Origin of the sequence: Mycobacterium sp. (assembly GCF_004298145.1) — a bacterium.
Lineage (GTDB): Bacteria > Actinomycetota > Actinomycetes > Mycobacteriales > Mycobacteriaceae > Mycobacterium.
The window spans coordinates 53,166-78,414 of record NZ_SCRH01000070.1 but is presented as its reverse complement, the minus strand read 5'-3'; the positions used below and the strand labels follow the sequence as shown (position 1 = coordinate 78,414).

Here is a 25,249-nt window from a genome sequence, read left to right as displayed (position 1 = left end):
GATAGTCGCAATGCCCAAGCCCACCAAGGGCCCTCGCCTCGGCGGGTCGTCATCGCACCAGAAGGCCCTGCTGGCCAACCTGGCCACGTCGCTGTTCGAGCACGGCCGGATCAAGACGACCGAGCCCAAGGCGCGTGCGCTGCGGCCGTATGCGGAAAAGCTGATCACGCACGCGAAAAAGGGTGCGCTGCACAACCGTCGAGAGGTGCTGAAGAAGATCCGCGACAAGGACGTGGTGCACGTCCTATTCGAGGAGATCGGACCGTTTTTCGCCGACCGCAACGGCGGCTACACCCGCATCATCAAGGTCGAGCCGCGCAAGGGCGACAACGCCCCCATGGCCGTGATCGAGCTGGTGCGGGAGAAGACGGTGACCTCCGAGGCCGAACGGGCTCGTCGGGTGAAGGCATCCAAGGCTGCGGAAGCTCCGGTCGCGGCAGCGGCGGCGCCTCAGGCGGCGGTCGAGCCCGAGGAAGCCGTCGGCCCGACGGCCGAGGAAGCCACGGCCGAGGCCGAGGAGACCGGCGCCGAAGAGACCAAGGCCTCCGACGAGGCCGACGAGTCCGCCGGCGAGGCCGAAGGGTCCAGCGAGGATTAGCGAGGACGTCCGTCTGCGGCTTGACATTGCCTATGACGGAACAGGTTTCGCAGGCTGGGCAGCTCAGACCGGCCAGCGTACCGTGGCCGGAATCCTCGACGAGGCGCTGACGACCGTTTTTCGCGCGCCGGTGCGGCTGCGCGCCGCGGGCCGCACCGATGCGGGAGTCCACGCCACCGGGCAGGTGGCCCATGTCGACGTACCGTCGGCCGCGCTGCCGAACGCGTACCCGCGCGCACCGCGCGCCGGTGAGGCCGAGTTTGTGCCGCTGCTGCGCCGGCTGGGCCGGTTCCTGCCCACCGACGTCCGGGTGGTTGGCATCGCCCGCGCCCCTGCGGGTTTCGACGCCCGGTTCTCGGCGCTGCGGCGTCATTATGTGTACCGGCTGTCGACGGCGTCGTGGGGTGTGCAGCCGCAGCAGGCCCGCTACGTCACCGCCTGGCCGCGCCCCCTGGACGTCGAGGCGATGGTCACCGCCTCGCGGGACCTGGTGGGGTTGCACGACTTTGCCGCGTTCTGCCGTCACCGCGAGAACGCCACCACCATCCGCGACCTGCAGCGGCTGGAGTGGACCCGCGACGGTGACTTGATCATCGCGCAGGTCAGCGCCGACGCGTTCTGCTGGTCGATGGTGCGCTCACTGGTCGGAGCGTTGCTGGCCGTCGGCGAACACCGGCGCCCTGTCTCCTGGTGCCGCGAACTGCTCTCCGCCACAGCCCGATCCAGCGACTACGCCACCGCCCCGGCGCACGGGCTGACGCTGGTCGGCGTCGACTACCCGCCCGATGACCAGCTGGCGGCGCGCAACCTGATCACCCGGGACGTGCGCTCGCGTTAGACCCTCGCCGCGACGAAACTCGCGGCCTTGCTGGTCAATCCGGGCACGTAGCTCAGGTGCGACGCCCACCGAAGGCCGCCCGAACAGATCGGATCGCCCGGGTTGCACAGGTCGATGGTCTTGCCGTCGAAATTCGGGCTCAGCGCACTCATCAGGCCGCCCGCACGGCCGGACGGATTCCCGAAGAGGGCGACGGCGGCGACGTGATCGGCGGCCGCGGGCGGCAGCGGCTTGCGAAACCCGAAGCCGGACATCGGTGCGGCCGTGACGATGTCGATGACGGCGGCGCCCTGGGAGTATCCGCCCAGCACCAGTCTGGTGTTCGGGCAGTTCACGGCCATCCGCTGGATGTGGCTGCTGGCATCGTTGGCGCCGTCAGCGGCGGCCAGGAAGTCCTTGTCGGCGGGGTAGTCAACACCGTATACGCCAACGCTTTTGCGGGTCTGCTCGCGTAACGAGTTGACGAAGGCCCCGCCCACCGTCCCGACACCGGGCGCCTCATCCGTTCCCCGGGCAAAGACCACTTCAACGCCGGGACAGGACGCCGATGCACGGGGAACCAATTGCGGGGCAACCAATAACGCTGCCCCCGCGAGCAATCCGACGCCCAGCCCCAAAGGGATAAGCCTCACACAGAGATGTTAAGGGCGCGTTGATAACCGGCGGGTAACGATTTAGACGAGAGGTGCTTGCGGTGCCGGCGTCGTCGGCCCCGGCGCTATCGGCGCGGGCGCCGGAGCGGTGCCGGTGCCGCCGTGGATCGAGGGGCTGCTCGACCCGGGCGGGGTCTGCCCGTAGACCGGTGCCTGCTGGCCCAACCCGGGCTGCAGCGGGCCGGGGGCCTGCGGGCCGGCACCGGGGGTCGACGGGCCGTACCCGGGCACCGACTGGCCGACGCCGACGAGCTTGGACGCGACGAACGCCGCCGCCTGGGTGGTGTACACGGGGACGTAGCCCTCGGTGTGCCCGCTCCACTCGTTGCCGGGACCGGCGTGGCAGATCGGGTCGTTGGGGTTGCACAGGTCGATGGCCTTGGAGCCCAGCATCGCGCTCTTGCTGGGCAGCGTCCCGCCGGCGCGATCGGCCACGTCGCCGAAGGTGGCGACGGCCGCGATGTTGTTGGCGTACTGCGGCGGCAGCGAGCTGCCCCAGTTGATGCCCCCGATGGGCACGCCGGCCACGATGTCCATCACCGACGCGCCCTGCGAGTAGCCGCCCAGCACGATCTTGGTGTTCGGACACGTCTCCACGCTCTTCTTGACGCGGTCGATCGTGTCGTTGGCGCCGTCACCGCCGTGCAGCTGCAGCTTGCTGGCGGCGTAATTCACCCCGTAGGGCAGGATGTTCAGGCCATTGGTCTGCTGGCGCAGCGAGTCCACGAACGCGTCGCCCACCCGGCCCAGGCCGGGCGGCTCGTTGGTGCCTCGCGCGAAGATGACCTCGACGTCCGGGCAGTCGAAGGCGTTCGCGACCGGCGCCGCGGCCGGGGTAGCGAACAGGCCGGCGGCGGTAACCAGGGCGGAAGCACCCAAGCCGATCAAACGGCCCGCTGACCGCGCGGCCCAGGCCCGACGGGCCCGAGGGGCAAGTGTGCGGTGAGTTTTCACCCGGGCCATTCTACCCAAATTCAGGGGAGTCGAAACTCCCGCGACCTGTGGATAAGCGCTCCGACGCCGCCGATCGGCGGCCTACCGTGAGCCCAGACCGATTCACCGGGTGGGGGGAACAGTGCCGCGTCAGCCGACCACGTGGCTGCACATCAGCGCTCACCGATATCTGCTTCGCCGCCTCGAAGGCGCGTTGCTGGGCGAGGCGATGCGCCCGGGCGGTCCGCGAGCGCGGATGCCGTCGGCAGCGCTGGCAGCCGGCTGCGTGTTCACGATCGTCGCGCTGGCCGGATGTGCGCTTGTGGGTTTGCTGCGACCGCACGTCGCGCTGGATCGCGCGCAGGTCGTGATGACCCGCGAATCGGGCGCCCTGTTCGTTCGGGTGGGCGATGTCTGGCATCCGGTGCTGAACCTGGCCTCCGCGCGGCTCATCGCGGCGACGGCCGCCGATCCGCAGCCGGTTCGCGAGGCCGACCTAGCGGGCAGCAAACGCGGCCCGCTGCTGGGCATTCCGGGCGCACCGCAATTCGTCGGCAGACCGCTGTCCGCGGCGGACCTGGCATTCGCGATTTGCGACAGCGGTGGCGCTGGCACCACGACGGTGATCGTCGGCCGCCCCGCCGAGGACGAGGTCGCCCGCCTGACTTCCGGACGGGCCATCCTGGCGGCTCCCACCTTGGGTTCGCCGGCCTACCTCCTCTACAACGGGCACCGGGCGACGGTGGACCTGGCCGACGCCGGGGTGGTGCGTGCGCTGCGGATCGAAGGCCGCGCTCCGCGGCTCGTCTCGCAATCGTTGCTGAACGCCGTCCCCGAGGCACCGGCGATCTCGGCGCCCAGGATCGTTGGCCTGGGCGGCGCCGCGCCCGGGCTGCCGGGATTTCGCGTCGGCGATGTGCTGCGCATCACGCGCACCGACGGTGACGAGTATTACGCGGTGCTAGCCGCCGGAGTGCAGCGGATCGGCCAGGTGGCCGCCGACCTGGTGCGCTTCAGCAACCCCCAGCGCACCGTCAAGCCCGTCACCGTCGCACCCGATGCGATTCGGGCCGCGCGCGTCGTCGCCGAGTTGCCCGTAGCCGGCTTTCCCGACCGGGCGCCCACGGTGTCGTCGGAGCCTGCCGGCGCGGTCTGTGTCAGCTGGGGGGATCCGCGGTCGGGCCCGGCAGACGTGGCATTCCTGACCGGGAGCCGGCCACCGGTGCCGTCCGGTCACGCGCCGGTGACCCTGGCGCAGGCCGACGGCCATGGTCCCGCGGTGGACGACGTGTACCTGCCGCCCGGCCGCAGCGCCTACGTGCGCGCCGGCGACAGCGCCGGCACCCGCTACCTGATCACCGACACTGGAGTCCGATACGCCATCCACGACGAGGACGCCGCGCATGATCTCGGGCTCACGGAGGCGACCCCGGCGCCGTGGCCGCTTCTCACGCTTCTGCCGGCCGGACCGGAGCTGAGCAGACACCACGCCTCAATCGCCCGCGACGCCGTCGCGGGGTCCCCGTAGCCGGCTCCTGGCCGCGCCGGCGGCCAGGGCGAGCGCCAGCGCGATGAGGCAGATCGCGGCTCCGCGCACCGCGGTGTCCCGCGCCCGGGTATCGCGCGGTGGCGTCGCCGGCGGCGGGGCGGCGGCGGGCACCGCGGCCGGCGGCGCGCCGGGGGTGTGGGCGGGCGGACCCGTTCCGGTGCTGACCGCGGCGAGCGGATCGATGGTGCCGTTGCCGACGAGCGAGTCCCGTCCGGCGGGGGGATGATGCGCCGTCGTCTCGATGCGCCGCATGACCTGATGCGCGGTCAACGCCGGGAAGCGGGCCCGGATCAGCGCGGCCAGCCCGCTCACCACCGGGGCGGCGTAACTCGTGCCGGACACCGGTTCGGGCGCGAGCGAAGTCACCGCCTCGCCGGGTGCGGCGACATCCACCCACGGACCGGCGAGGCTGAAGGCCGACGGTGCTCCGTTGGCATCCACCGAACCGACGGTCAGCACGTAGTCGTCGTACCAAGCGGGACTGACGGCGACGCTGATGGTCTGCCAGGTGGCGTCCGGAGGCTGCGGCGGGCACTGCGCGGCGCCACCGGTATTGCCCGCCGCGGCAACGACGACGGCATTTTTGACGTCGACGGCGTAGGCCAGCGCCGCGCCGAGCGCACGGTCGTCGAGCGCGGAGGCCGCCGGCACGCACGCAACCGAGGAGATGTTGATCACCGACGCGCCGAGATCGGCGGCGGTCCGGACGGCTTTCGCCATGGAGTCGACGTCACCGACCCCGATGCGGGACCGCTCGCCGGCGGGGGCGAACTTCGCGCTGGATTGCCGAATGCTGATCAAGGTGGCTTCCGGTGCGATCCCGCTGAAGCCGTCGGACTTGGAATCGGCTGTGGCCGCGATGATTCCAGCCACCAGTGTGCCGTGCGCGTCGCAATCCTGCGTACCATCGCCGGTGGACACGTAGTCGCCGCCGGGCACCACGTCGGGCAGGCGGCGGTGCCGCGAGATTCCGGTGTCGATGACCGCGACCCGTTGCCCGGCGCCGCGGGTGAGCTGCCACACCTCCGACAGGTCGAACGCCCGCGGCGGCCGGTTTGGGCCCGGACCCGAGTCGACGGCCAGCGCCGCGCACACCTCGCGTTGCACGGTCGGCCGTGGCGGCGCGGGCAAGGCGGGCTTGGGTAACCACCTGTCATCGACGCCGGGGGGCGAAACCGCTTGCGCCGAGGGTGCTCCGAACGCGGGAAGCATCGTCAGCGCGGACACCGCCAACAGGCGCCCAATGTGCGACGTCCTCACGTGAGATTCAATCCCCGGGCCACGCCGTAGAGGCCACATATCCAGCAGGTCAGCGGGACCAGTGCCGCCAACGCCAGCCACTCCAGCCATTCGATGCCTCGGCGCACGACGGGCGAGGATGCTTTTGCGGCGAAGCCGAGGTACATCGCGACGGCGGCCAGCGTTGCCGTTGCCGCCGCGAGCGAGGGGCCGTGCATCGGCGCGCGTAGGGCCGTGACACCGAAGATCGTTGCTGCGACGGCGATTCCGTTGACGGAGAAGACCAGCATGCTGGTGCCTTCGCCGGACCTGGAGCGCAGCAGCAACAGCGCGCAGGTGACGGTCCCGAACGCAATGCAGGACAGGTGTGGTGCGCCGGCGAGCACGGTGACGACCGCGGCGGCGCCGGCCGACGACGACAGCCCGGCAAGCAGACTTGTCAACCACCGGTGGGCGCGGATCGCTTTCGTCGACACCCCCGAAGCGCTCGGCCCCGCGCCGGCGGCAACCGGCGCGGCCAGTCGTGGCGATAGCCCCGCCAACGAGATCGACACGCGCGCAGCCATTCCGAGGAGCCCCAGCGATACCACCCCACATACCGAAGCGATGACGCGCAATGGCGCGGCGGTGATCGCACCCACCAGCGCCGCCGCGGCGATGACCGCCGCGAAGCACGCGACCGCCGTCAACGCGACGACATCGCAGCCCGATAGCCGCATCGCCGACACAGAGGTGACGGCCGCCGCCGCGGCGGCCAGTAATACGTTGGCAACGCTCGGCGCACCGGGCACCGCCACAAAACCGGCGACGGCCGCCAACGCGGTGGCGATCACGCTCAGCGTCAACCCGGCGATCGGGTCTCGGTAGGCCCGGTGCGCCATCGCCGCCAGCCCCAGGGCGACGAGGCCGGCCGATCCCAAAACGGCTGCCGTCGTGCCGGCCTCTCGGGTATTGTTGGTGCTGAACGTGTTTCGTACCAACACCAGCCCACCCACCGCGGTCAGGACGACGGCGGCCGCCGCGCCGGTAAGGCGGGCGGCGCGCCGGTTCCCGTCGTTGCCGCACCACCGGGTGGCCCCCTCCAGCGTGGCCGACACGGCCTGCGCGACGTCGAAGTAACCGGGTGGGGCGGGCAATGGCGCGGTGGGCCGCGCCAGCACCAGGACCGCGCCATTGCCGATGCGGTTCTGCGCCAACGTCGTCGACGGGTCCAGCGCGGACGCACCGGGAACCGACAACTCGTAGCGCACGGCCTCCCCGTCGGGGTGGCGAACCTCGAGGGCGTCGACCACCGGCGGAATCAACGCCGCGACAGGAACTCCGGCGGGCAGCACCAGATCGGCGGCGGCGGTGCCCCAATGAACGCAGACGCGGCACAGCCCGGTATCGGATGCAGCCAACAGCGAACCCTTCGGTCGGATCAGGAGAGAACATAGCCAGGTTCCGACGATCCGGTACCCGGCTGTCCACAAGTGACTTGTCGCCGATGCCGGCGCTACTTAGCGTCGTCGAACGGAAGGGGATGTGATGACCCAGCTTTTGGTCCCCGCGGCCCAACAGCCGCCGATCGTTGTCGAGGCTCCGCCGGACCTGCCGTCACCGGCATCGCCGGGCCTGCTGCCCCGCCTGTTACCGGTTGCGCTCTCCGTGGCGAGCATGGGCGCCATGACAGCGGCCGTCGCGTCCGGGACCGCCATGGCCCGCCACCCCATGTTCCTGGCCTTCCCGATGATGATGCTGGTTTCGACCGTGGCGGCCGGATTCACCGGCCGGCTCCGCCGGCCTGGCTGTGGCATCGATGCCGACCGCGGACGGTACCTCGGATACCTGAATCGGCTCAGCCAATCCGTGTCCGAGATCGCTATGACGCAGCGCGCGATGGGTATTCGTAGCCACCCCGATCCCGACATGCTGTGGACGCTGATCGGCGGGACACGAATGTGGCAGCGCCGATCAGGAGACGCCGAGTTCTGCCGCGTCCGGGTGGGCATCGGAACCCAGCCGCTCGCCCGCCGTTTGGTGGCCCCGCAGCTTCCCGCCGAGGAGCTTCGCGACCCGGTCACCGAGACGGCGTTGCACCGTTTCCTCCGCACGCATTCGGCGATCGACGGGCCGGTCACGATCGACCTGCGTGAGGGATCGCTCGTGACGATCGACGGCGGGCTGAGCGCCGCGCGTGGACTGCTACGCGCGATGATCTGCCAACTCGCCGTGCTGCATGCGCCCGATCAGGTGCGGATCGTCGCCGCGGTCAGCGACCATTGTCGCGGCCACTGGGAATGGCTGAAATGGTTGCCGCACAACCAACATCCCGACGAAGCCGACGCGGCTGGCCCGGTGCGGATGGTCTATTCGAGTGCGGCACAGGCGCAGCGGGCGATCGCCGGAGTGCAGGCGGCACGGGTGGTGGTGGTCGCCGAGCTGACCGAGGGCGCCAATCCGATCATCGGCGCCACCACGATCGCGGTCGGCGCCGGTCGCGATGGTGCGCCGCCGGCGATCCGGAACTCCACCGAGACCGCACCCGTATCGTGCCCCGACCGGATGGATCCCGTCGAGGCGTTGGTATGCGCGCGCCGGTTGGCCGGGCATCGGCCGAGCGCGGCCGGTGCCCGCCGCGGCGACCCCGGATGGGCGGGGCTGGTCGGGCTGAACGATGTGGAACGTTTCGACCCGGCGACCCTATGGTGCGGCCAAGGACGTCGCGACCGGCTGCGCGTCCCCATCGGAACCACCATGGAGGGCGCACCGCTCGAGCTGGATATCAAAGAGCCGGCCGAAAACGGGATGGGCCCGCACGGACTCTGCATCGGTGCGACCGGATCGGGCAAGTCGGAGCTGCTGCGCACCATCGCGCTGGGCATGATGGCCCGCAACTCACCGGACGTGCTCAACCTGTTGCTCGTCGACTTCAAAGGCGGCGCAACCTTCCTCGACTATGCGCAAGCGCCCCATGTGGCCGCGGTGATCACCAACCTCGCCGACGATGCACCGCTGGTGGCCCGGATGCGCGATTCGCTCGCCGGTGAGCTGAACCGTCGTCAGCAGCTGCTGCGGACAGCGGGTTGCGTCGGCGTCGAGTCCTACGAACGCGCGCGCCGGACGGGTGCCCCGCTTGCGACCCTGCCGGTGCTGCCCACGCTGTTCGTCATCGTCGACGAGTTCTCCGAATTGCTCAGCCAGCATCCCGATTTCGCTGACATGTTCGTGGCGATCGGTCGACTCGGCCGATCGCTGGGTGTGCACCTGCTGCTGGCCAGCCAGCGCCTCGATGAGGGCCGGCTACGCGGGCTGGACGCTCACCTGTCGTACCGGCTGTGCCTGAAAACCCTGTCCGCCACAGAATCCCGCACGGTTCTGGGCAATCTCGACGCATACGAACTGCCGGCCGCGCCCGGTGCCGGCTTCTTGCGGACCAGCGCCGGCGAACCGATTCGCTTCCAGGCCACCCTGGTTTCGGGACCGCTGCGGACGCAAGCGCCGCCCAGCGCGCCCCCCGCGGCGGTGCGCTCGGTCCAGGTGTTCACCACCCGGGTCACCGGGGCGGTCCACCGCGCCCCACAGGTGGACGCGACACCCCCACCGACCATCTCGCGTGCGGTCCTGGACCGGCTGCGCGGCCAGGGTCCACCCGCGCACCGGGTTTGGCTGCCCCCGCTGGGGCCGGCACCCGAGCTGCACACCCTGCTGGGCGGCGCCGCGCGCACCCCCGCCGACCTGAGGGTCCCCATCGGCCTTGTCGACCGCCCCTTCGAGCAATGCAGGACGCCGCTGATGGTCGATCTGTCCGGCGCCGCGGGCAATGTGGCGATCGTCGGTGGGCCGCAATCGGGCAAGTCGACGGCGTTGCGCACACTCATCACCGCGCTGGCGGCCACGCATGATCCGAGCCGGGTGCAGTTCTACTGTCTGGATTTCGGTGGCGGGACGCTGTCGTCGGCGCGGACGCTGCCACACGTGGGCGCGGTCGCCGGCAGGGCCGAGCCGCGGCTCGTCGGGCGGATCGTGGCCGAATGCGAGTCGGTGGTACGACGCCGCGAAGCCACCTTCAGGAAGCACGCGGTCGCCTCGATGGCCGACTTTCGCCGGCGGCGCACCACGCCGGGCGCTGCGGCCGCCGATCCGTTCGGCGACGTCTTTCTCGTCATCGACGGCTGGGCGACCGTGCGCCAGGAGTTCGACCCACTGGAGACATCGATCACAGCCATGGTGGCCCAAGGGCTTTCGTTCGGTGTGCACGTGGTGTTGTCGGCATCGCGCTGGGCCGACATCAGGCCGTCGCTGCGAGATCAGCTCGGCACTCGCATCGAGCTACGGCTGGGCGATCCCGCCGACTCCGAGCTGGACCGCAAGGCCGCCCAGCACGTCCCGCACGACAGTCCGGGCCGTGGGCTGTCCCGCGACGGGCTGCACATGGTGATCGCATCACCCGTCGCCGAGGTGCCCACCGGTGGGCCGGTCGCGCCGCCGATACGGCTACTGCCCGCGCACATAGATCGCGAGACCTTGATCCGTTTGGCGGGTACCGAGCCTGGTGGCCGGGTGTTACTCGGTGTTCGGGAGCGCGAACTAAGTTCGGTGGCAATCGATTTCGACCGGCATCCGCATCTTTTGATTTTCGGCGGCAATGAGTGCGGGAAGACCGCGACGCTGCGGACCCTGTGCCGGGAACTTGTCCGGACGAAGACACCCGCGCAAGCTCAGCTGTTGATCGTCGACTTTCGGCGCGCGCTGCTCGGCGTCGTGGAGTCGGAACACCTTCGCGGTTATGCCATATCGCCGGCCGCGTTGGGCGCGGTGCTGCCCGGCTTGCTCGACCTGCTGCGCGGGCGGATGCCGCCGACCGACGCGAGCCAGGCCCAGTTGCGAACCGGCTCGTGGTGGTCTGGACCCGACCTCTACGTCGTGGTCGACGGCTACGACCTGGTCGCCACCCCGACGGGCAACGCGCTGGCTCCGATCGTCGAATTCCTGCCATATGCACAAGACCTGGGATTGCATCTCGTCGTCGCCCGGCGCAGCGCCGGAGCCGAACGCGCGATGTTCGATCCGCTGCTGGAGGGCCTGCGTGACCTCGGTTGCGCGTCGCTGATGATGAGCGGAGTTCCCGCGGACGGCGCACCGTTTCGACCCACCCGGCCGGTGCAACTGCCGCCGGGCCGCGGCGTACTGACCACTCGTGCCGGCGGCGAAGACCTCGTCCAGGTGGCCTGGAGCCCACCGTGAACCAACACCGTGCAGTCGTTTCGGCCGGACCCGGCACAATCCGTCGGTTATGTTGTGGCACAGACACAATCGACGATTGGGAGGTGGCCGACGTCGTTCGGGCGGCCCTGGACTCGATCGACGATCGCGTCGCGCTCGTGGGGGAGCGGCCGGTGGCCGTCGATGCCCTATGGGAGACCGCGCTGCGGTCGGCGACCTGTGCGTCCCCCGACGGCATGGTCGTCGTTCACCCGTCCTGGTGGTCGTCATCGCGCGTGGGTGTGGTGACGGCGGCGGCTGCGAGGGTGGCCGGTGAGGTGCGGACGCGCCCGCGAACGTCGCTGCTGGCGCGGGCATCCCGCGCGGAACGAACGGTGGTGGTCGAAATCGCCGAGCGGCTGGTGGCGATCACCGCACGCGAGGTCACCGCCATACCCCGCAGCGCCGAGCCGCAATCCGTTGCCGACGACGTCGCGGGTGTCATCGCCGGCATGGTCCCCGCGGCCGTCGTGATCGACACGCCGAACACCGTCGCCGGGGCGTCGGCCCTGGCGGCGTTGATTGCCGCCGGGCTACGCGCCAGCGCGCAGGAGACTCCAGACATCCTGGAAATCAACGACCTTCGGCTCAACGGCCTCGCGCGGTCGGCCCTCCCGCCACGCTGGGCGGCGTCCGTTCAAGACGCCACCGCACCTGCGGCCGCCAGTCGATCGCGCGTGCGGGCGCTGAGCGGACTGGGGGCCGGCGCCATCGTCGTCGCCGTGGCGGCTCCGGCGGCCATGATGCCGGCCGCAGTGCCGCCGAGCCGACCCGGCGTGGTGACCCCGAAGCAAGTGGAAGCCGCGCCGACGACGTTTTTGGTGGAAGGCCGGGTGGCGCTGTCGGTGCCGGCGGCGTGGCCGGCGCAACGGGTGGTCACCGGGCCGGGCTCGGCGCGGGTACAGGTCACGTCGCCGGCAGACCCCGAGGTGGCGTTGCACATCACCCAGTCGCCGGTGGCCGGCGAGACGCGCAGCGGCACCGCCGAGCGGTTGAAACGCGCGATCGACGCCGAACCCGCCGGGCTGTTTGTCGACTTCAACCCGTCCGGCTCCAGCGCCGGACGGCCGTCCGTGACGTACCGCGAGGTGCGCCCGGGCCATCACGTGCGCTGGACGGTGCTGCTGGACGGCCCCGTGCGGATCAGCATCGGATGTCAGAGCCGACCGGGCGGCGACGACGCCGTCCGCGATGCCTGCGAGCAGGCGGTGAGATCCGCCCACGCGATCGGATGACGAATTCGTGGAACCGAACGACGGCTTGAGCGGTCGTAATTGGTATGGCTGCACCGAACGCACTGAGCACCGACTTCGACCTGATGCGGTCGGTGGCGGGCACCACCGACGCCCGCAACGAGGAAATCAGGGCGATGTTGCAGGCATTCATCGGCCGGATGAGCGGCGTGCCGCCGTCGGCGTGGGGTGGGCTCGCGGCCACTCGCTTCAAAGACGTGATGGACCGCTGGAACGCGGAGTCGGTGCAGCTCTACCACGCCCTGCACGCGATCGCCGACACCATTCGGCACAACGCGGCCACCCTGCAGGAGGCCGGCCAAAGCCACGCCGACCACATCGCCGCCGCCGGCGGAAACCTGTGACGAGAGGGGATCCCCGTGGACTCGGTACTGTCCTACAACTTCGGTGAAATCGAATACACGGTGCGTCAGGAAATTCACACAACATCGGCCCGCTTCAACGCCGCGCTGGACGAGCTGAGGGCGCACATCGCGCCGTTGCAGCAGCTCTGGACCAGTGAAGCGGCCGCCGCCTACCGGGCTGAGCAGCTGAAATGGCACCGGTCGGCGACCGCGCTCAACGAGATGCTGGCCGAGCTCGGAAATGCGGTCCGCGACGGTGCGGACGAGGTGGCCAACGCCGACCGCCGGGCGGCCGGCGTGTGGGCGCGGTAGCGGGCGGGAGGGACTCCGCGCGGAGGTAGCCGCGCCGTGAGACTGTGTGGTCCTGACGGGGGAGAGCCGTCGGGACCACACAGTCATTTTGACCTGCGGGGATGGCGGTCGGTAAGCTGCTCCGTTGGCGTGCGGTACGCCAGGGCCTCGGGTCAACGTCGGTCGCCGAGACCAAGCCCCGCCGCGAACGCCTGACCGGCACCCGGTCACACCGGGATCCACAGCCTCGGAACAGAGGCTCGCAGAGAAAGAGTGGTAAGCGCTGTGCCTACGTACACGCCAAAGGCGGGTGACACCACGAGGTCGTGGCACGTCATCGACGCCACGGACGTGGTGCTTGGCCGCCTTGCCGTCGCGGCAGCCAACCTGCTGCGCGGCAAGCACAAGCCGACGTTCGCCCCCAATGTCGACGGCGGTGACTTCGTCATCGTCATCAACGCCGACAAGATCGCCTTCAGCGGCCAGAAGCTGGACAAGAAGCTGGCGTACCGCCACTCGGGGTATCCCGGCGGTCTGAGCAGCCGCACCATGCGCGAGCTGATGGAAAAGCACCCCGACCGTGTCGTGGAGGACGCGATCGTCGGCATGCTGCCGAAGAACAAGCTCGCCCGTCAGATCGCGCGCAAGCTGCACGTCTACGCCGGCCCGTCGCATCCCCACGCCGCGCAACAGCCCGTTCCGTACGAGATCAAGCAGGTGGCCCAGTGACCGAAACGACCGAGTCTGTGGAAAACCCCGAAAACCCTGAAACCCCAGAGAACCCGGAAACCCCGGAAGTCGCAGAGACCGCAGCGGCCGTCGCCGAGGTGACCGAGGCCCCGGTTGAGGCCTCCGAGACCGCCGCGGCCGCCGCGCCCGCCGAGTCCTTCGTGTTCGACCGGCCCATCCAGACCGTCGGCCGCCGCAAGGAGGCCGTGGTGCGGGTGCGCCTGGTGCCCGGCACCGGCAAGTTCACCCTGAACGGCCGCAGCCTGGAGGGCTACTTCCCGAACAAGGTGCACCAGCAGCTCATCAAGGCCCCGCTGGTCACCGTCGACCGGGTGGAAAGCTTCGACATCTACGCCCACCTGCACGGCGGCGGCCCCTCGGGGCAGGCCGGCGCGCTGCGCCTGGGCATCGCGCGGGCGCTGATCGTGGCCTCGCCGGACGACCGGCCCGCGCTGAAGAAGGCCGGCTTCCTCACCCGTGACCCGCGCGCCACCGAGCGCAAGAAGTACGGCCTGAAGAAGGCCCGTAAGGCACCTCAGTACAGCAAGCGCTGATCGGCGGTCGCTTTCTGGCCACAACTTCGCACTCGCTTGGAGAAGTTGTGGCCGGTTGCGGCGTGTCTGCGCCCACCCGCGCCCCGTTTCGGCCACAAAGGAACGGGCACGTTAGGTGCTAACACGTCAACTGTGAGAGGTTTGTTCGCATGGGTCGACTATTCGGCACCGACGGTGTCCGTGGGGTCGCCAATCGTGAGTTGACCGCCGAGCTGGCGGTGGCGCTGGGTTCCGCGGCGGCGCGGCACCTGGCGAGCGCGCCGGCGCCGGGCCGGCGGATCGCGGTGATCGGCCGCGACCCGCGGGCCAGCGGCGAAATGCTCGAGGCCGCGGTGATCGCCGGGCTGACCAGCCAAGGGGTCGACGCGCTGCGGGTGGGGGTGCTGCCCACCCCCGCGGTGGCCTACCTGACGGGCGCCTATGACGCCGACTTCGGGGTGATGATCTCCGCCTCGCACAACCCGATGCCCGACAACGGCATCAAGATCTTCGGCCCCGGCGGGCGAAAGCTCGACGACGGCACCGAGCATCAGATCGAAGCCTTGGTCGGCGACCCCGGGCTGCGCCCGGTCGGGGCCGGGATCGGTCGGGTCGTCGACGCCGGGGACGCGGCCGACCGCTACCTGCGCCACCTGAGCAAGGCCAGCACGCTGCGGCTCGACGGGTTGACCGTGGTGGTGGACTGCGCCCACGGCGCTGCCTCCTCGGTGGCCCCGCGCGCCTACCGCGCGGCCGGTGCGCGGGTGATCGCGATCAACGCCGCCCCCAACGGGCTCAACATCAACGACAACTGCGGCTCCACGCACCTGGATTCGCTGCGCTCAGCGGTGGTCGCGCACCACGCGGATCTGGGACTGGCGCACGACGGGGACGCCGACCGGTGCCTGGCCATCGACGCCGACGGCAACCTCGTCGACGGCGACCACATCATGGTGGTGCTCGCGCTGGCGATGCACGAGGCCGACGAACTGGCCTCCAGGACGCTGGTGACCACCGTGATGAGCAACCTGGGACTGCATCTGGCCATGCGCTCGGCCGGAATCACGGTGCGCACCACCGGCGTTGGCGATCGCTACGTCGTGGAGGAACTGCGCGCCGGTGACTACAGTCTGGGCGGCGAGCAATCCGGGCACATCGTGATGCCCGCGCTGGGCTCGACCGGGGACGGCATCGTCACCGGGCTGCGGCTGATGACCCGTATGGCGCAGACCGGCTCGCCGCTGGCCGACCTGGCCTCGGCGATGCAGACGCTGCCGCAGGTGCTGATCAATGTCACGGTCGCCGACAAGGTCACGGCCGCCAGCGCGCCGTCGGTGCGGACGGCCGTTGGGCAGGCCGAGGCCGAATTGGGCGACACCGGCCGAATCCTGTTGCGCCCGTCGGGAACTGAACCGATGATCCGCGTGATGGTGGAGGCCCCCGAAGAGGACACCGCTGCGCGGATCGCCACCCGGGTCGCCGAAGCGGTCAGCGCCGCGCACTGATCCTTCCGCGGCCGGAACCCCGATGCGCCTGCGGGCGTCGGATTAGGCATGAAATTCGTTGGGGGAACACTGCCTGTTGCCGCCGCCCGCACACAGATCGACGTGGCGGCCACGCACCGCGTCGCTAACCACTTCGCCATGGCGGCGGAATTCATCGACCGCGCGCTAAGCGATCACCTGGCCAGGCTGGCTTTCAGCGGAGCCGGCGCCGGGCGGGCGCACACCGCGCGCGGCGACGCGCTGCGCGCCGAGTTGGAGCGGTTGGTGACGCAGGTGTCGCAGTGGTCGCACGCGTCCACCGAGATCGCCGCCGCCCTGCGGTCCAGCGCCGAGCGCTACGCCGACGCCGAACTGTATGCCGCGGCGCGGATCGCGTAGCTCGTGGTCGACCGGTTGGATGTGGACGCGCGCCTCGGCGAGGGCCGGGTCGCCGTCGAACATACCCAGACCTACGTTCAGGCCTGCCACACGCTCGGCTACCAACATCCCGACCTGACAGCGCATCCCGCACAGATCCGCGAATGGTATGCGAGCGAGGACGGTCTCGACCTGCGCGTGCTCGACCGCGATTGCGCGGAGTTGCGGGCGGCCGGCGTGGTGGCGGCCGAAGCGCTGCGGATGCAGCGCGCCCAGGTGGCCGAGCTGGCCGCGGCGTGGACGGGCCCGGGCGGTGACGCCGCGGTGCAGCTGTTGCAGCGGCATTGCGACACCGCGGACGCGGTCGCCGCCGAACTGCGCGCGGCGGCCCAGCGGTGCGAGTCGCTGCGCGACAACCTGTGGCATTTGGTCGATTCGAAAGTGGCGACCGCCGTCGCCGTCGACGACCGCACGCAGGCGCAGCGGCCGGCATGGTTGGCCGCCGCCGCCGTGGTCGCGGCGGGCGACCTGCGGAGCGCCGAGGAGGTGGTGCGCCACCACTTAATTCCCTACGTGGACAACGATATTCGTAACGACTGGCTGAATGCGATGCGGTCCACCTCGGACGGGGTGCAGACGTCCTACGCCATGGTGATCGACAGGGCGGCCGCCGCACCGGCGGCGCGGTTCGAATTCCCCGGTGATCTCGGGACGAGTCTTGTCCCGATGCAACTTGCCCCGCCGGTGGCCGCCGCTCCCGTACTGCCGGTGGATGCTCCCGCGCCGACGGTGACGGCCGGGGTGCCGGCGCCGGCCGCCTCCGTGCCCGCGCCGGTCGCCCCGTTGGCGCCCGCGCCGGCCGCGGACTGGGGAACCGCGCTCGGCGATGCGTCGGTGATGCCCGCCGGCGGTGTGGGCGATCTGGGTGGCGGCCTCGGCGGTGGTGGGCTCGGTGGCGGTGGGCTCGGTGGCGGCGGCGGCCTGCTCGGCCTGGCCGGCAGGATCGTCGATGCGATGGGCGGCCTGCTCGGGTCGACGGGTGACGGATCGGACGGTTCGGACCCGTTCGGCGACGGAAACGCCTTCGACGAGAAGCCTTTTCACGCCGGGGATCCCGTTGAAGCCATGGACACCGGTGACGTCACCGACGACGTGGGTGGCCCCGAAACCGCCGAATCCGGGGAGGCCGACCCGGCCCGGCCCGTCGACGAGGCCGGGCCGCTCGACCCCGCTATGCCCGATCAGCCGGCCCAACCGGTTGAGACCCCACCACCGGCCGAGCCGGCGCCCCCGGCCGCACCCGCGGCCGAACCGCTGCCCCCGCCGCCGCCTGAGGGGTCGACGCCGTGCGAGATTGCCGCAGACCAGCTTCCGCAGGCGGGGCAGTGACCGCTCAGGGTTGCAGCTGCAGTGCTTCCTCGACGAAGCGCATGGATTCGTCGCGGTCGGCGGCCAGCGGGCTCAACAACAGCGTGGTCACGCCGGCCTCGGCGAACGCGGCCAGGCGTTCGGCCACGCATCCGCGCGGCCCGACCAGCGACATGCCGCGCACCAACTCGTCGGGCACGGCGTCGATGGCCTCCTGCTTGCGGCCGGACAGGTACAGCTCCTGGATGCGGTCCGCGACCTCGCCATACCCGTAGCGCGTCGCCAGATTGTGGTAGAAATTGCGGCCTTTGGCGCCCATCCCGCCGATGTACAGGCCGAGCTGCGGCTTGACCCAGGCCAGCCGCTCGTCGACGTTATCCCCGATGGCCAGCGACGCGTGCACCATGACGTCGAGCGGACCCAGCGCCGGATCGCGCTTGGCGGCACCGGCGGCCAACGCCTCGCCCCAGATCGACGCGGCCTTGTCCGGGAGGTAGAAGACGGGCTGCCAGCCCTCGGCGATCTCGGCGGTGAGCTCGACATTCTTGGGACCCAGCGCGGCGATACTGATCGGAATACGTTCGCGCACAGGGTGATTGATGAGCTGCAGCGGCTTTCCCAAGCCCGTTCCGCGGTCCGCGGGCAGCGGCAGCTGGTAGTGCTTGCCGGCGTATTGCACGCGTTCGCGGCGCCACACCTTGCGGCAGATCTCCACGATCTCGCGGGTACGCCCCAGCGGGGCGTCGAACGGGACCCCGTGGAACCCCTCGATCACCTGCGGCCCGGAGGTGCCGATGCCCAGGCGGAATCGCCCGCCGGACACGAAATCCAGCCCCGCAGCCGTCATCGCCAGCAGCGACGGTGTGCGGATGTAGAGGGGAAGGACCCCCGAAGCCAGTTCGACGGTTTTCGTCTTGGCGGCCAGGTATCCCAGCTGGCTGATGGCGTCGAACGAATACGCCTCGGCCACCACCGCGACCTCGATGCCGGACTTCTCCAGTTCGACGACGCGGTCCACGGCTTCGTGAAAGCCGCCCGAATAGTTCAGGGCGATCCCGATTCGCATCAATGACACTTACCACGCGGCCGTGCGGGCCCGGACCCTCAGCCCGCCTCAGCCCGCCTCAGCCCGCCTCAGCCCGCCTCAGCCCGCCGAAGCGTCCGCCCGGCAGTCCGTGAAATCGTCGGTGGCCCTCTCACTTCAGCAGGGCGACGATCTTTTCCTCCAGAGGAATCGCCTCGGCCTCGGGATCGATGGCGTCCGTCCCCGGCAGGCGCACGTCCGGGTCGGCGAACTCGCGATACTTCTTGTCGCCGCCCAGGGTGTAGAGCAGGTATCCGGTCAGCAGCGCGCGGACCGACCGCTGGGTGCGCCGGTGTGGGCCGGCCAGCCCCAGCACCGTGCCCAGCCGCCGGCCCTCGACCAGCCCACCGGGTTGGGCCTTGCTGACGAGGCGCAGCGTCGCCGGCTCCCACACCTCGGCAAGCGCCAGCGCGTTGGAAGTCAACGTCGTCCGATCGCCCGGCGCGGTGAAGATCACTCCCGGAACCTTCAGCGTCGCGGCCGGCTGCTGCGCGGGCGGGCTGGTGACGCTGGGGAAAATCGCCGCCACCGCCGCGGGCTTGGCGGGCATTCCGGCCGCGGCGAACACCGCGGCCGAGCCGCCGAAACCATGACCGACGACGCCGAGCTTGGCGGGATGCACGCTGATCTTGCCCGGCCCGAGGCGCACACCCGACACGATGTCCAGGGCGGTGCCGAGATCGAAGGCGAAGTTCAGCACCGACGGGGCCAGGCCCCGCTGGGTGTCCGGAGCGCCGGCCACGATGCCCCACGACGCCAGATGCTCGAGCAGGTTCGAATACCGGGCGGCGCCGGCGAGCCAATCGTGGCCGAACGCCACGCCGGGCAGATTCAGCCCCTCCTCCGGGGTGTACACCACTCCCGGCAGTCCGGCAAAGGCCAGCTCACCCCGCAAAACCCGGTGCGGACCACGGCGGTGCAGAGCGGCGACGAGGTTGCGGATGCGGGCCACGCGTCGACGTTAGCGCATCGCAATCGCGCGCCAAGGCGGACGACTACGCCCTGACCTCGATGACCCCCGCCCGCCACAGGGCCGCGTAGAGCTGGTGCAGCCCGGCGCTGAGCAGCTGGGTGGTCATGTCCATCAAGGCGTTTCCGGAGCTGGTCGACGGCTGCCGGCGCGGCTTGACGGATCGGCTGGACGCCGGTGCCGCCGGGGCGGTCACCGCATCGTCGTACCGAACTGCGGTCACGATTGCCTCCTCATGGCGCATGGTGGGCGGTCGGGGCACGCTATGTATTTCGCTGCGACCCGCTGCCCAATTCCCGGGTAGCAACTGAATTCGTGCGTCGGCAAAAAGGGAATTCGAGGTAGCCAGAGCATCGGGTTGGACCTTGAACAGCTGGTCCTTCGGTCGGGGACGATATTTGCTGACGATTCGAATGCTAGGGCCAGTCATCCCGCGGACGATGACGCCAATGAAAACGTCGGACACACATCAGGTGAAAACAATTTCCGCCCGTTATGACGGCGACGTGAATGGCGGCGGACGGCCTGACCATAGCGTCGGACTGCGAGTTCGGTGGGCCTCCTGCACTACCCTGGTCAGAATGTGCGGAATTGTCGGCTATGTCGGGCAGCAGCCCGCCTGTGACGTCGTCATGGCCGCGCTGCGCAGGATGGAGTACCGCGGTTACGACTCGTCGGGCATCGCACTGGCCAACGGCAGTGGCCCCTCGGCAGGCACCCTGACGGTGAGCCGGCGCGCCGGCCGGCTGGCCAACCTGGAAGAGGCGGTCGCCCAGATGCCGCCGTCGTCGCTGACCGGCACCACCGGCCTGGGCCACACCCGCTGGGCCACCCACGGGCGTCCCACCGACCGCAACGCACACCCGCACCGCGACGCCGCCGGCAAGATCGCCGTCGTCCACAACGGCATCATCGAGAACTACGCGAACCTGCGCCACGAGCTGGAGGCCCACGGCGTGGAGTTCGTCAGCGACACCGACACCGAGGTCGCGGTGCATCTGGTGGCGCAGGCCTACCGTCACGGCGACACCGCCGGCGATTTCGCCGCGTCGGTGCTCGCGGTGCTGCGCCGCCTGGACGGCCACTTCACGCTGGTGTTCGCCAACGCCGACGAGCCCGGCACCATCGTCGCCGCCCGTCGCTCCACCCCGCTGGTGCTCGGCATCGGTGACGGCGAGATGTTCGTCGGCTCCGATGTGGCGGCCTTCATCCCGCACACCCGCAACGCCATCGAACTCGGCCAGGACCAGGCCGTGGTGATCACCGCGAACGGCTACCGGATCACCGACTTCGACGGCAACGAGGATGTCGAATACCGCGAGTTCCATATCGATTGGGATCTGGCCGCCGCCGAAAAGGGCGGCTACGAGTACTTCATGCTCAAGGAGATCGCCGAGCAGCCCGCCGCCGTGGCCGACACCCTGCTGGGGCATTTCGTGAACGGCCGGATCGTGCTCGACGAGCAGCGGCTGTCCGATCAGGAACTTCGCGAGATCGACAAGGTATTCGTGGTGGCCTGCGGCACCGCGTACCACTCCGGGCTGCTGGCGAAATACGCGATCGAGCACTGGACGCGGCTGCCGGTGGAAGTGGAGCTGGCCAGCGAATTCCGTTACCGCGACCCGGTTTTGGACCGCAGCACCCTGGTGGTCGCCATCTCGCAGTCCGGTGAAACCGCCGACACGCTCGAAGCGGTGCGGCACGCCAAGGAGCAGAAGGCCAAGGTGCTGGCGATCTGCAACACCAACGGCTCGCAGATTCCGCGCGAGTGCGACGCGGTGCTCTACACCCGCGCCGGCCCGGAGATCGGGGTGGCCTCGACCAAGACGTTCCTGGCGCAGATCACCGCCAACTATCTGGTCGGTCTGGCGCTGGCGCAGGCCCGCGGCACCAAGTACCCCGACGAGGTCGCGCGGGAGTTCCACGAGCTGGAGGCGATGCCGGACCTCGTCGCGCGGGTCATCGCGACGATCAAGCCGGTGGCCGCGTTGGCCTATCAATTCGCCCAGTCGCCGACGGTGCTGTTCCTGGGTCGCCACGTCGGATACCCGGTGGCGCTGGAAGGTGCGCTCAAACTCAAGGAATTGGCGTACATGCACGCCGAGGGGTTCGCCGCCGGCGAGCTCAAGCACGGCCCCATCGCGCTGATCGAGGACGACCTGCCCGTCATCGTCGTCATGCCGTCCCCCAAGGGGTCGGCCGTGCTGCACGCCAAGCTGCTGTCCAACATCCGCGAGATCCAGGCCCGCGGGGCGATCACGATCGTGATCGCCGAAGAGGGCGATGACACCGTGCGCCCCTACGCCGACCACTTGATCGAAATCCCCTCGGTGTCAACGCTTTTACAGCCGCTGCTGTCGACGATCCCGCTCCAGGTGTTCGCCGCGTCCGTCGCGCAGGCGCGGGGCTACGACGTGGACAAACCGCGAAACCTGGCCAAGTCCGTCACCGTTGAATAAGCGGGCATAAGCCGCTTCGCCCGTATGGGCGACGGACACGCAACCGATCCATTACATTGCCCTGGGAAACCATTTCGGCCAGGTGGTCAAGGCTGCGTCCGTGCGGGAGGAAGTATGCGATCGGGCGGCATGAGGTACGGCGTCGTCGGTGTCGTCGTGCTCCTCCTCGTGGCATACGTCGCGTCGGTCATGATGTACGCCCAAGGCGATGTCGTCCATCGTCTGGGGGACGTCACCGCGGGCGTGAGCGGCGACGAGCCCTCGGCGACGATCAACGTCGAAGAGGTCCAGTCGAACAACAGCGTGCTCGCCGTCAACCTCGCCTTCAATCCGGGATCGGCGTTGCTGGATCCGAAAACCCACCATCTCAAGGAGGATCTCAGCCTCCGCGTCAGATCCTCGGCGATGCCCTCCCGGCGCACCTGGACCAAGGGCATGCTTCCGGGCCTGATGCCGGTCCCGCTGACCCTCGGCGGGCAGATCGAACGCTGGCCGTTTGACCAATATCGCTCCGGGCCGCTGGAAGTCGAGATCTTCCACGGCCCCGATACCGACCGCGCGCCCGCACGCGTGCCCGTCACCTTCGTCGACCACCTCTCGGGGTGGCAGCTCACCGCGGCCAGGCCGCAGGCGGACGGACCGTACCGGCTGCACCTGCGGCGGTCGCTGAGCACCGCGGCGTTCGCCGTCGTCATCCTCGGCGTGCTCATCACGATCGCGAGTCTGGCTCTGTTCGTTGCGATTCAGACCGCACGAGACAAGCGGCCGTTCCAGCCGCCGATGACGACGTGGTACGCGGCGATGCTGTTCGCGGTGGTGCCGCTGAGAAATGCGCTGCCCGGCTCGCCACCCTTCGGCAGCTGGGTCGACATCACCGTCGTGATCTGGGTCCTGGTCGCGTTGGCGGTCTCGATGGTGCTCTACATCGGCTGCTGGTGGCGACATTTGAGAGCGCCGGTGCCCGTCATTGCGGCGCCCGCCCCGGTCCCCGCGCCCGTCGAGTAGCTGAGCGGCGGCGGCGTGTTTGCCGCCGAAGTCCTACGGTGGCACGCCGCGCGTGCGAAGGTTGATGTCGTGGCGCATGCATCGGTTCGTGGACGAGTGCGCAGCATGACGCTGGCGGTGTGGCATTTCGTCAGCAGTGCGCCGCTGACCTACGGCTGGTTGTTCGTGCTGATGGCCACGACGATCATTCAGAACCATCTCACCGGCAGGCAGTTGCACTCGGTATTGCTGCACCGCTCCACCAACATTCACGAGTTGGGCAGGAACCCGCTCGACGTACTGTTCTCCAGCCTGCTGTGGATCGACGGTAAAAACTTCGAGCCCTACCTGCTGCTGTTCACCCTGTTTCTCGCCCCGGCCGAACACTGGCTCGGTCAGTTGCGCTGGCTCACTGTGGGATTGAGCTCTCACATCCTTGCCACCTACATCAGCGAGGGCATCCTCTACTTCGCGATCGAGGAACGCGATGCGTCGCAGCGCCTCGTGCACGCCCGCGACATCGGGGTCAGCTATTTCCTCGTCGGCGTGATGGCCGTGCTGGCGTATCACATCGCCCGGCCCTGGCGCTGGGGCTATCTCGGGGTGCTGTTCGTCATCTTCGGTTTCCCGCTGATCACGATGGACCGCGTCGAACTGAACTTCACCGCGATCGGGCATTTCGCCTCGATCCTCATCGGCCTGTGCTTCTACCCGTTGACGCGCACCCGCGCCGAAGGCAGCCGCCCATTGAGTCCCGCGCGCCTGCGGGCCATGGCGCGCCGGAGCGTGCCCCCGAAGGCCCCGAGCTGATGTCGGCGCCGGGCGGCGATGGAAGATGGTTGGGCGCCAAGCCCCCGCGACGGCGACACGTAATCTGGCTCTGATGCGGCATTACTACTCCGTAGATGCGATCCGTCAGGCCGAGGCGCCGCTGCTGGCCAGCCTGCCCGACGGCGCCCTGATGCGCCGCGCGGCGTTCGGGTTGGCCACCGAGATCATCGGCGAGTTGACGGCCCGCACCGGCGGGGTGACCGGGCGGCGTGTGTGCGCGGTTGTCGGCTCGGGGGACAACGGCGGTGACGCGCTCTGGGCGGCCACCTTGGTGCGGCGTCGCGGCGCGGCCGCGGACGCGATCCTGCTCAACCCCGAGCGCACCCACCGCAAGGGGTTGGCGGCGTTCCGCAGGGCGGGCGGCCGGATCATCGAAAGGGTATCGCCGACAACGGATCTCGTCATCGACGGGGTGGTCGGCATCTCCGGCTCGGGGGCGTTGCGGCCCGCCGCGGCCGAGGTGTTCGCCGCGGTCGATGACGCGCGGATCCCGGTGGTCGCCGTCGACATCCCCAGCGGCATCGACCCGGCCACGGGGGCCAGCCCCGGCCCCGCGGTGCGCGCCGCGCTGACCGTCACCTTCGGCGGGCTCAAACCCGTGCACGCGCTCGCCGATTGCGGCCGGGTGAGGTTGATCGACATCGGGCTGGACCTGCCGGACACCGACCTGCTGGGCTTGCAGGCCGCCGACGTGGCGGCGCGCTGGCCGGTACCCGGGCCCCACGACGACAAGTACACCCAGGGCGTCACCGGCGTGCTGGCCGGGTCGTCGACGTATCCCGGCGCCGCCGTGCTGTGCACGGGTGCCGCCGTCGCGGCGACCTCCGGCATGGTCCGCTACGCCGGCAGCGCGCACCGCGAGGTGCTCGCGCACTGGCCCGAGGTGATCGCCTCACCCACGCCGGCGTCGACCGGGCAGGTGCAGTCCTGGGTCGTCGGGCCCGGACTGGGCATCGACGACGCCGGCGCCGCGGCGCTGTGGTTTGCGCTGCAAACCGACCTGCCGGTGATCGTGGACGCCGACGGGCTGACCATTCTGGCGGCCCATCCCGAGCTGGTGGAAAACCGCACCGCGCCGACGGTGCTGACTCCGCACGCCGGTGAATTCGCCCGCCTGGCGGGTAGCCCCCCCGGGGATGACCGGGTGGGTGCGTGCCGCAAGCTGGCCGACGCGTTCGGCGCCACGGTACTGCTCAAGGGGAACGTCACGGTGATCGCCGATCCGGGCGGCCCGGTCTACCTCAATCCCGCCGGGCAGTCCTGGGCGGCCACCGCCGGCTCCGGCGACGTGTTGTCCGGCATAATCGGCGCGCTGCTGGCGGCGGGCCTGCCGGCGGCGGAGGCGGCCGCGGCGGCGGCCTTCGTCCACGCGCGCGCGGCGGCGCTCTCGGCCGCCGACCCGGGCCCCGGCGAGGCGCCGACGTCGTCGTCGCGCATGGTGCCGCACATCCGAGCCGCCCTGGCCGCCCTATAGACCTATCGAGAGG

At 70.0% G+C, this 25,249-nt stretch carries 23 protein-coding genes; 16 read left to right on the top strand and 7 right to left on the bottom strand.

What is annotated here, in order from left to right:
- Positions 1 to 10 precede the first annotated feature (10 nt).
- Positions 11 to 598 (top strand): 50S ribosomal protein L17, encoded by a 588-nt coding sequence (gene rplQ, locus EPN51_RS27810; RefSeq protein WP_293049092.1) that lies wholly within the window; start codon positions 11 to 13, stop codon positions 596 to 598.
- Entirely contained in the window at positions 594 to 1,436 is an 843-nt protein-coding gene (gene truA, locus EPN51_RS27805; protein ID WP_293049151.1) for a tRNA pseudouridine(38-40) synthase TruA, read from the top strand. Before rplQ ends, truA begins: the two co-directional genes overlap by 5 nt.
- Here the strand turns inward: truA and EPN51_RS27800 are convergent.
- Both EPN51_RS27800 and EPN51_RS27795 read right to left on the bottom strand, forming a co-directional pair.
- Positions 1,433 to 2,053, bottom strand: coding sequence for a cutinase family protein (locus EPN51_RS27800; RefSeq protein WP_293049150.1), 621 nt, complete (start codon positions 2,051 to 2,053; stop codon positions 1,433 to 1,435). The genes truA and EPN51_RS27800 overlap by 4 nt on opposite strands.
- Before the next feature lie 57 nt (positions 2,054 to 2,110).
- Positions 2,111 to 2,974 (bottom strand): cutinase family protein, encoded by an 864-nt coding sequence (locus EPN51_RS27795; RefSeq protein WP_293049149.1) that lies wholly within the window; start codon positions 2,972 to 2,974, stop codon positions 2,111 to 2,113.
- 190 nt (positions 2,975 to 3,164) lie between these two features.
- On the opposite strand from EPN51_RS27795, the gene eccB reads away from it, so the two are divergent.
- Positions 3,165 to 4,550, top strand: coding sequence for a type VII secretion protein EccB (eccB, locus tag EPN51_RS27790; RefSeq protein ID WP_293049091.1), 1,386 nt, complete (start codon positions 3,165 to 3,167; stop codon positions 4,548 to 4,550).
- Here the strand turns inward: eccB and mycP are convergent.
- Together mycP and eccD are read right to left on the bottom strand one after the other, a co-directional pair.
- Positions 4,515 to 5,783 (bottom strand): type VII secretion-associated serine protease mycosin, encoded by a 1,269-nt coding sequence (mycP, locus tag EPN51_RS27785; protein ID WP_293049148.1) that lies wholly within the window; start codon positions 5,781 to 5,783, stop codon positions 4,515 to 4,517. The genes eccB and mycP overlap by 36 nt on opposite strands.
- Positions 5,784 to 5,827: 44 nt before the next feature.
- A complete protein-coding gene (gene eccD / locus EPN51_RS27780; protein WP_293049090.1) occupies positions 5,828 to 7,210 on the bottom strand; it encodes a type VII secretion integral membrane protein EccD in 1,383 nt (460 codons plus the stop codon).
- A 127-nt stretch (positions 7,211 to 7,337) separates the two neighbouring features.
- On the opposite strand from eccD, the gene eccCb reads away from it, so the two are divergent.
- From eccCb to EPN51_RS27735, 9 genes are all read left to right on the top strand, one after another.
- Complete coding sequence (gene eccCb / locus EPN51_RS27775) at positions 7,338 to 11,036, top strand: type VII secretion protein EccCb (RefSeq protein ID WP_293049089.1); 3,699 nt, start codon at positions 7,338 to 7,340, stop codon at positions 11,034 to 11,036.
- Entirely contained in the window at positions 11,033 to 12,289 is a 1,257-nt protein-coding gene (locus tag EPN51_RS27770) for a type VII secretion-associated protein (protein ID WP_293049088.1), read from the top strand. The genes eccCb and EPN51_RS27770 overlap by 4 nt, the downstream gene beginning before the upstream one ends.
- 44 nt (positions 12,290 to 12,333) lie before the next feature.
- A complete protein-coding gene (locus EPN51_RS27765) occupies positions 12,334 to 12,651 on the top strand; it encodes a WXG100 family type VII secretion target (protein WP_293049087.1) in 318 nt (105 codons plus the stop codon).
- Between the two features lie 9 nt (positions 12,652 to 12,660).
- Entirely contained in the window at positions 12,661 to 12,963 is a 303-nt protein-coding gene (locus EPN51_RS27760) for a WXG100 family type VII secretion target (RefSeq protein ID WP_293049147.1), read from the top strand.
- A 264-nt stretch (positions 12,964 to 13,227) separates the two neighbouring features.
- Positions 13,228 to 13,671 (top strand): 50S ribosomal protein L13, encoded by a 444-nt coding sequence (gene rplM / locus EPN51_RS27755; protein ID WP_293049086.1) that lies wholly within the window; start codon positions 13,228 to 13,230, stop codon positions 13,669 to 13,671.
- Between the two features lie 98 nt (positions 13,672 to 13,769).
- Positions 13,770 to 14,225, top strand: a complete 456-nt coding sequence (rpsI, locus tag EPN51_RS27750) for a 30S ribosomal protein S9 (protein ID WP_293049146.1) — start codon at positions 13,770 to 13,772, stop codon at positions 14,223 to 14,225.
- Between the two features lie 149 nt (positions 14,226 to 14,374).
- Positions 14,375 to 15,709 carry a phosphoglucosamine mutase gene (glmM, locus tag EPN51_RS27745; protein ID WP_293049085.1) on the top strand — a complete coding sequence of 445 codons (1,335 nt, stop codon included), beginning with the start codon at positions 14,375 to 14,377 and terminating at the stop codon, positions 15,707 to 15,709.
- Positions 15,710 to 15,757: 48 nt separating this feature from the next.
- The gene (locus EPN51_RS27740) at positions 15,758 to 16,087 is read left to right on the top strand and encodes a type VII secretion target (protein ID WP_293049084.1); all 330 of its coding nucleotides are present in this window, start codon (positions 15,758 to 15,760) and stop codon (positions 16,085 to 16,087) included.
- Positions 16,088 to 16,090: 3 nt separating this feature from the next.
- Positions 16,091 to 17,455, top strand: a complete 1,365-nt coding sequence (locus EPN51_RS27735; protein ID WP_293049083.1) for a hypothetical protein — start codon at positions 16,091 to 16,093, stop codon at positions 17,453 to 17,455.
- A gap of 4 nt (positions 17,456 to 17,459) precedes the next feature.
- Here EPN51_RS27735 and EPN51_RS27730 read toward each other — a convergent pair whose 3' ends face one another.
- From EPN51_RS27730 to EPN51_RS27720, 3 genes are all read right to left on the bottom strand, one after another.
- Complete coding sequence (locus EPN51_RS27730) at positions 17,460 to 18,500, bottom strand: LLM class F420-dependent oxidoreductase (protein WP_293049082.1); 1,041 nt, start codon at positions 18,498 to 18,500, stop codon at positions 17,460 to 17,462.
- Positions 18,501 to 18,630: 130 nt separating this feature from the next.
- Positions 18,631 to 19,470 (bottom strand): hypothetical protein, encoded by an 840-nt coding sequence (locus tag EPN51_RS27725; protein WP_293049081.1) that lies wholly within the window; start codon positions 19,468 to 19,470, stop codon positions 18,631 to 18,633.
- Positions 19,471 to 19,513: 43 nt separating this feature from the next.
- Positions 19,514 to 19,711 carry an Rv1535 family protein gene (locus tag EPN51_RS27720; protein ID WP_293049080.1) on the bottom strand — a complete coding sequence of 66 codons (198 nt, stop codon included), beginning with the start codon at positions 19,709 to 19,711 and terminating at the stop codon, positions 19,514 to 19,516.
- A gap of 358 nt (positions 19,712 to 20,069) precedes the next feature.
- Between EPN51_RS27720 and glmS the strand changes: the two genes are divergently transcribed.
- From glmS to EPN51_RS27700, 4 genes are all read left to right on the top strand, one after another.
- Positions 20,070 to 21,947: a glutamine--fructose-6-phosphate transaminase (isomerizing) gene (gene glmS, locus EPN51_RS27715; protein ID WP_293049079.1), complete on the top strand. Its 1,878-nt coding sequence runs from the start codon at positions 20,070 to 20,072 to the stop codon at positions 21,945 to 21,947.
- A gap of 114 nt (positions 21,948 to 22,061) precedes the next feature.
- Entirely contained in the window at positions 22,062 to 22,952 is an 891-nt protein-coding gene (locus EPN51_RS27710) for a DUF4436 domain-containing protein (protein WP_293049078.1), read from the top strand.
- Between the two features lie 69 nt (positions 22,953 to 23,021).
- Complete coding sequence (locus tag EPN51_RS27705) at positions 23,022 to 23,741, top strand: rhomboid-like protein (protein ID WP_293049077.1); 720 nt, start codon at positions 23,022 to 23,024, stop codon at positions 23,739 to 23,741.
- A gap of 73 nt (positions 23,742 to 23,814) precedes the next feature.
- Positions 23,815 to 25,236 carry an NAD(P)H-hydrate dehydratase gene (locus tag EPN51_RS27700; RefSeq protein ID WP_293049076.1) on the top strand — a complete coding sequence of 474 codons (1,422 nt, stop codon included), beginning with the start codon at positions 23,815 to 23,817 and terminating at the stop codon, positions 25,234 to 25,236.
- The last annotated feature ends 13 nt before the right edge of the window (positions 25,237 to 25,249 follow it).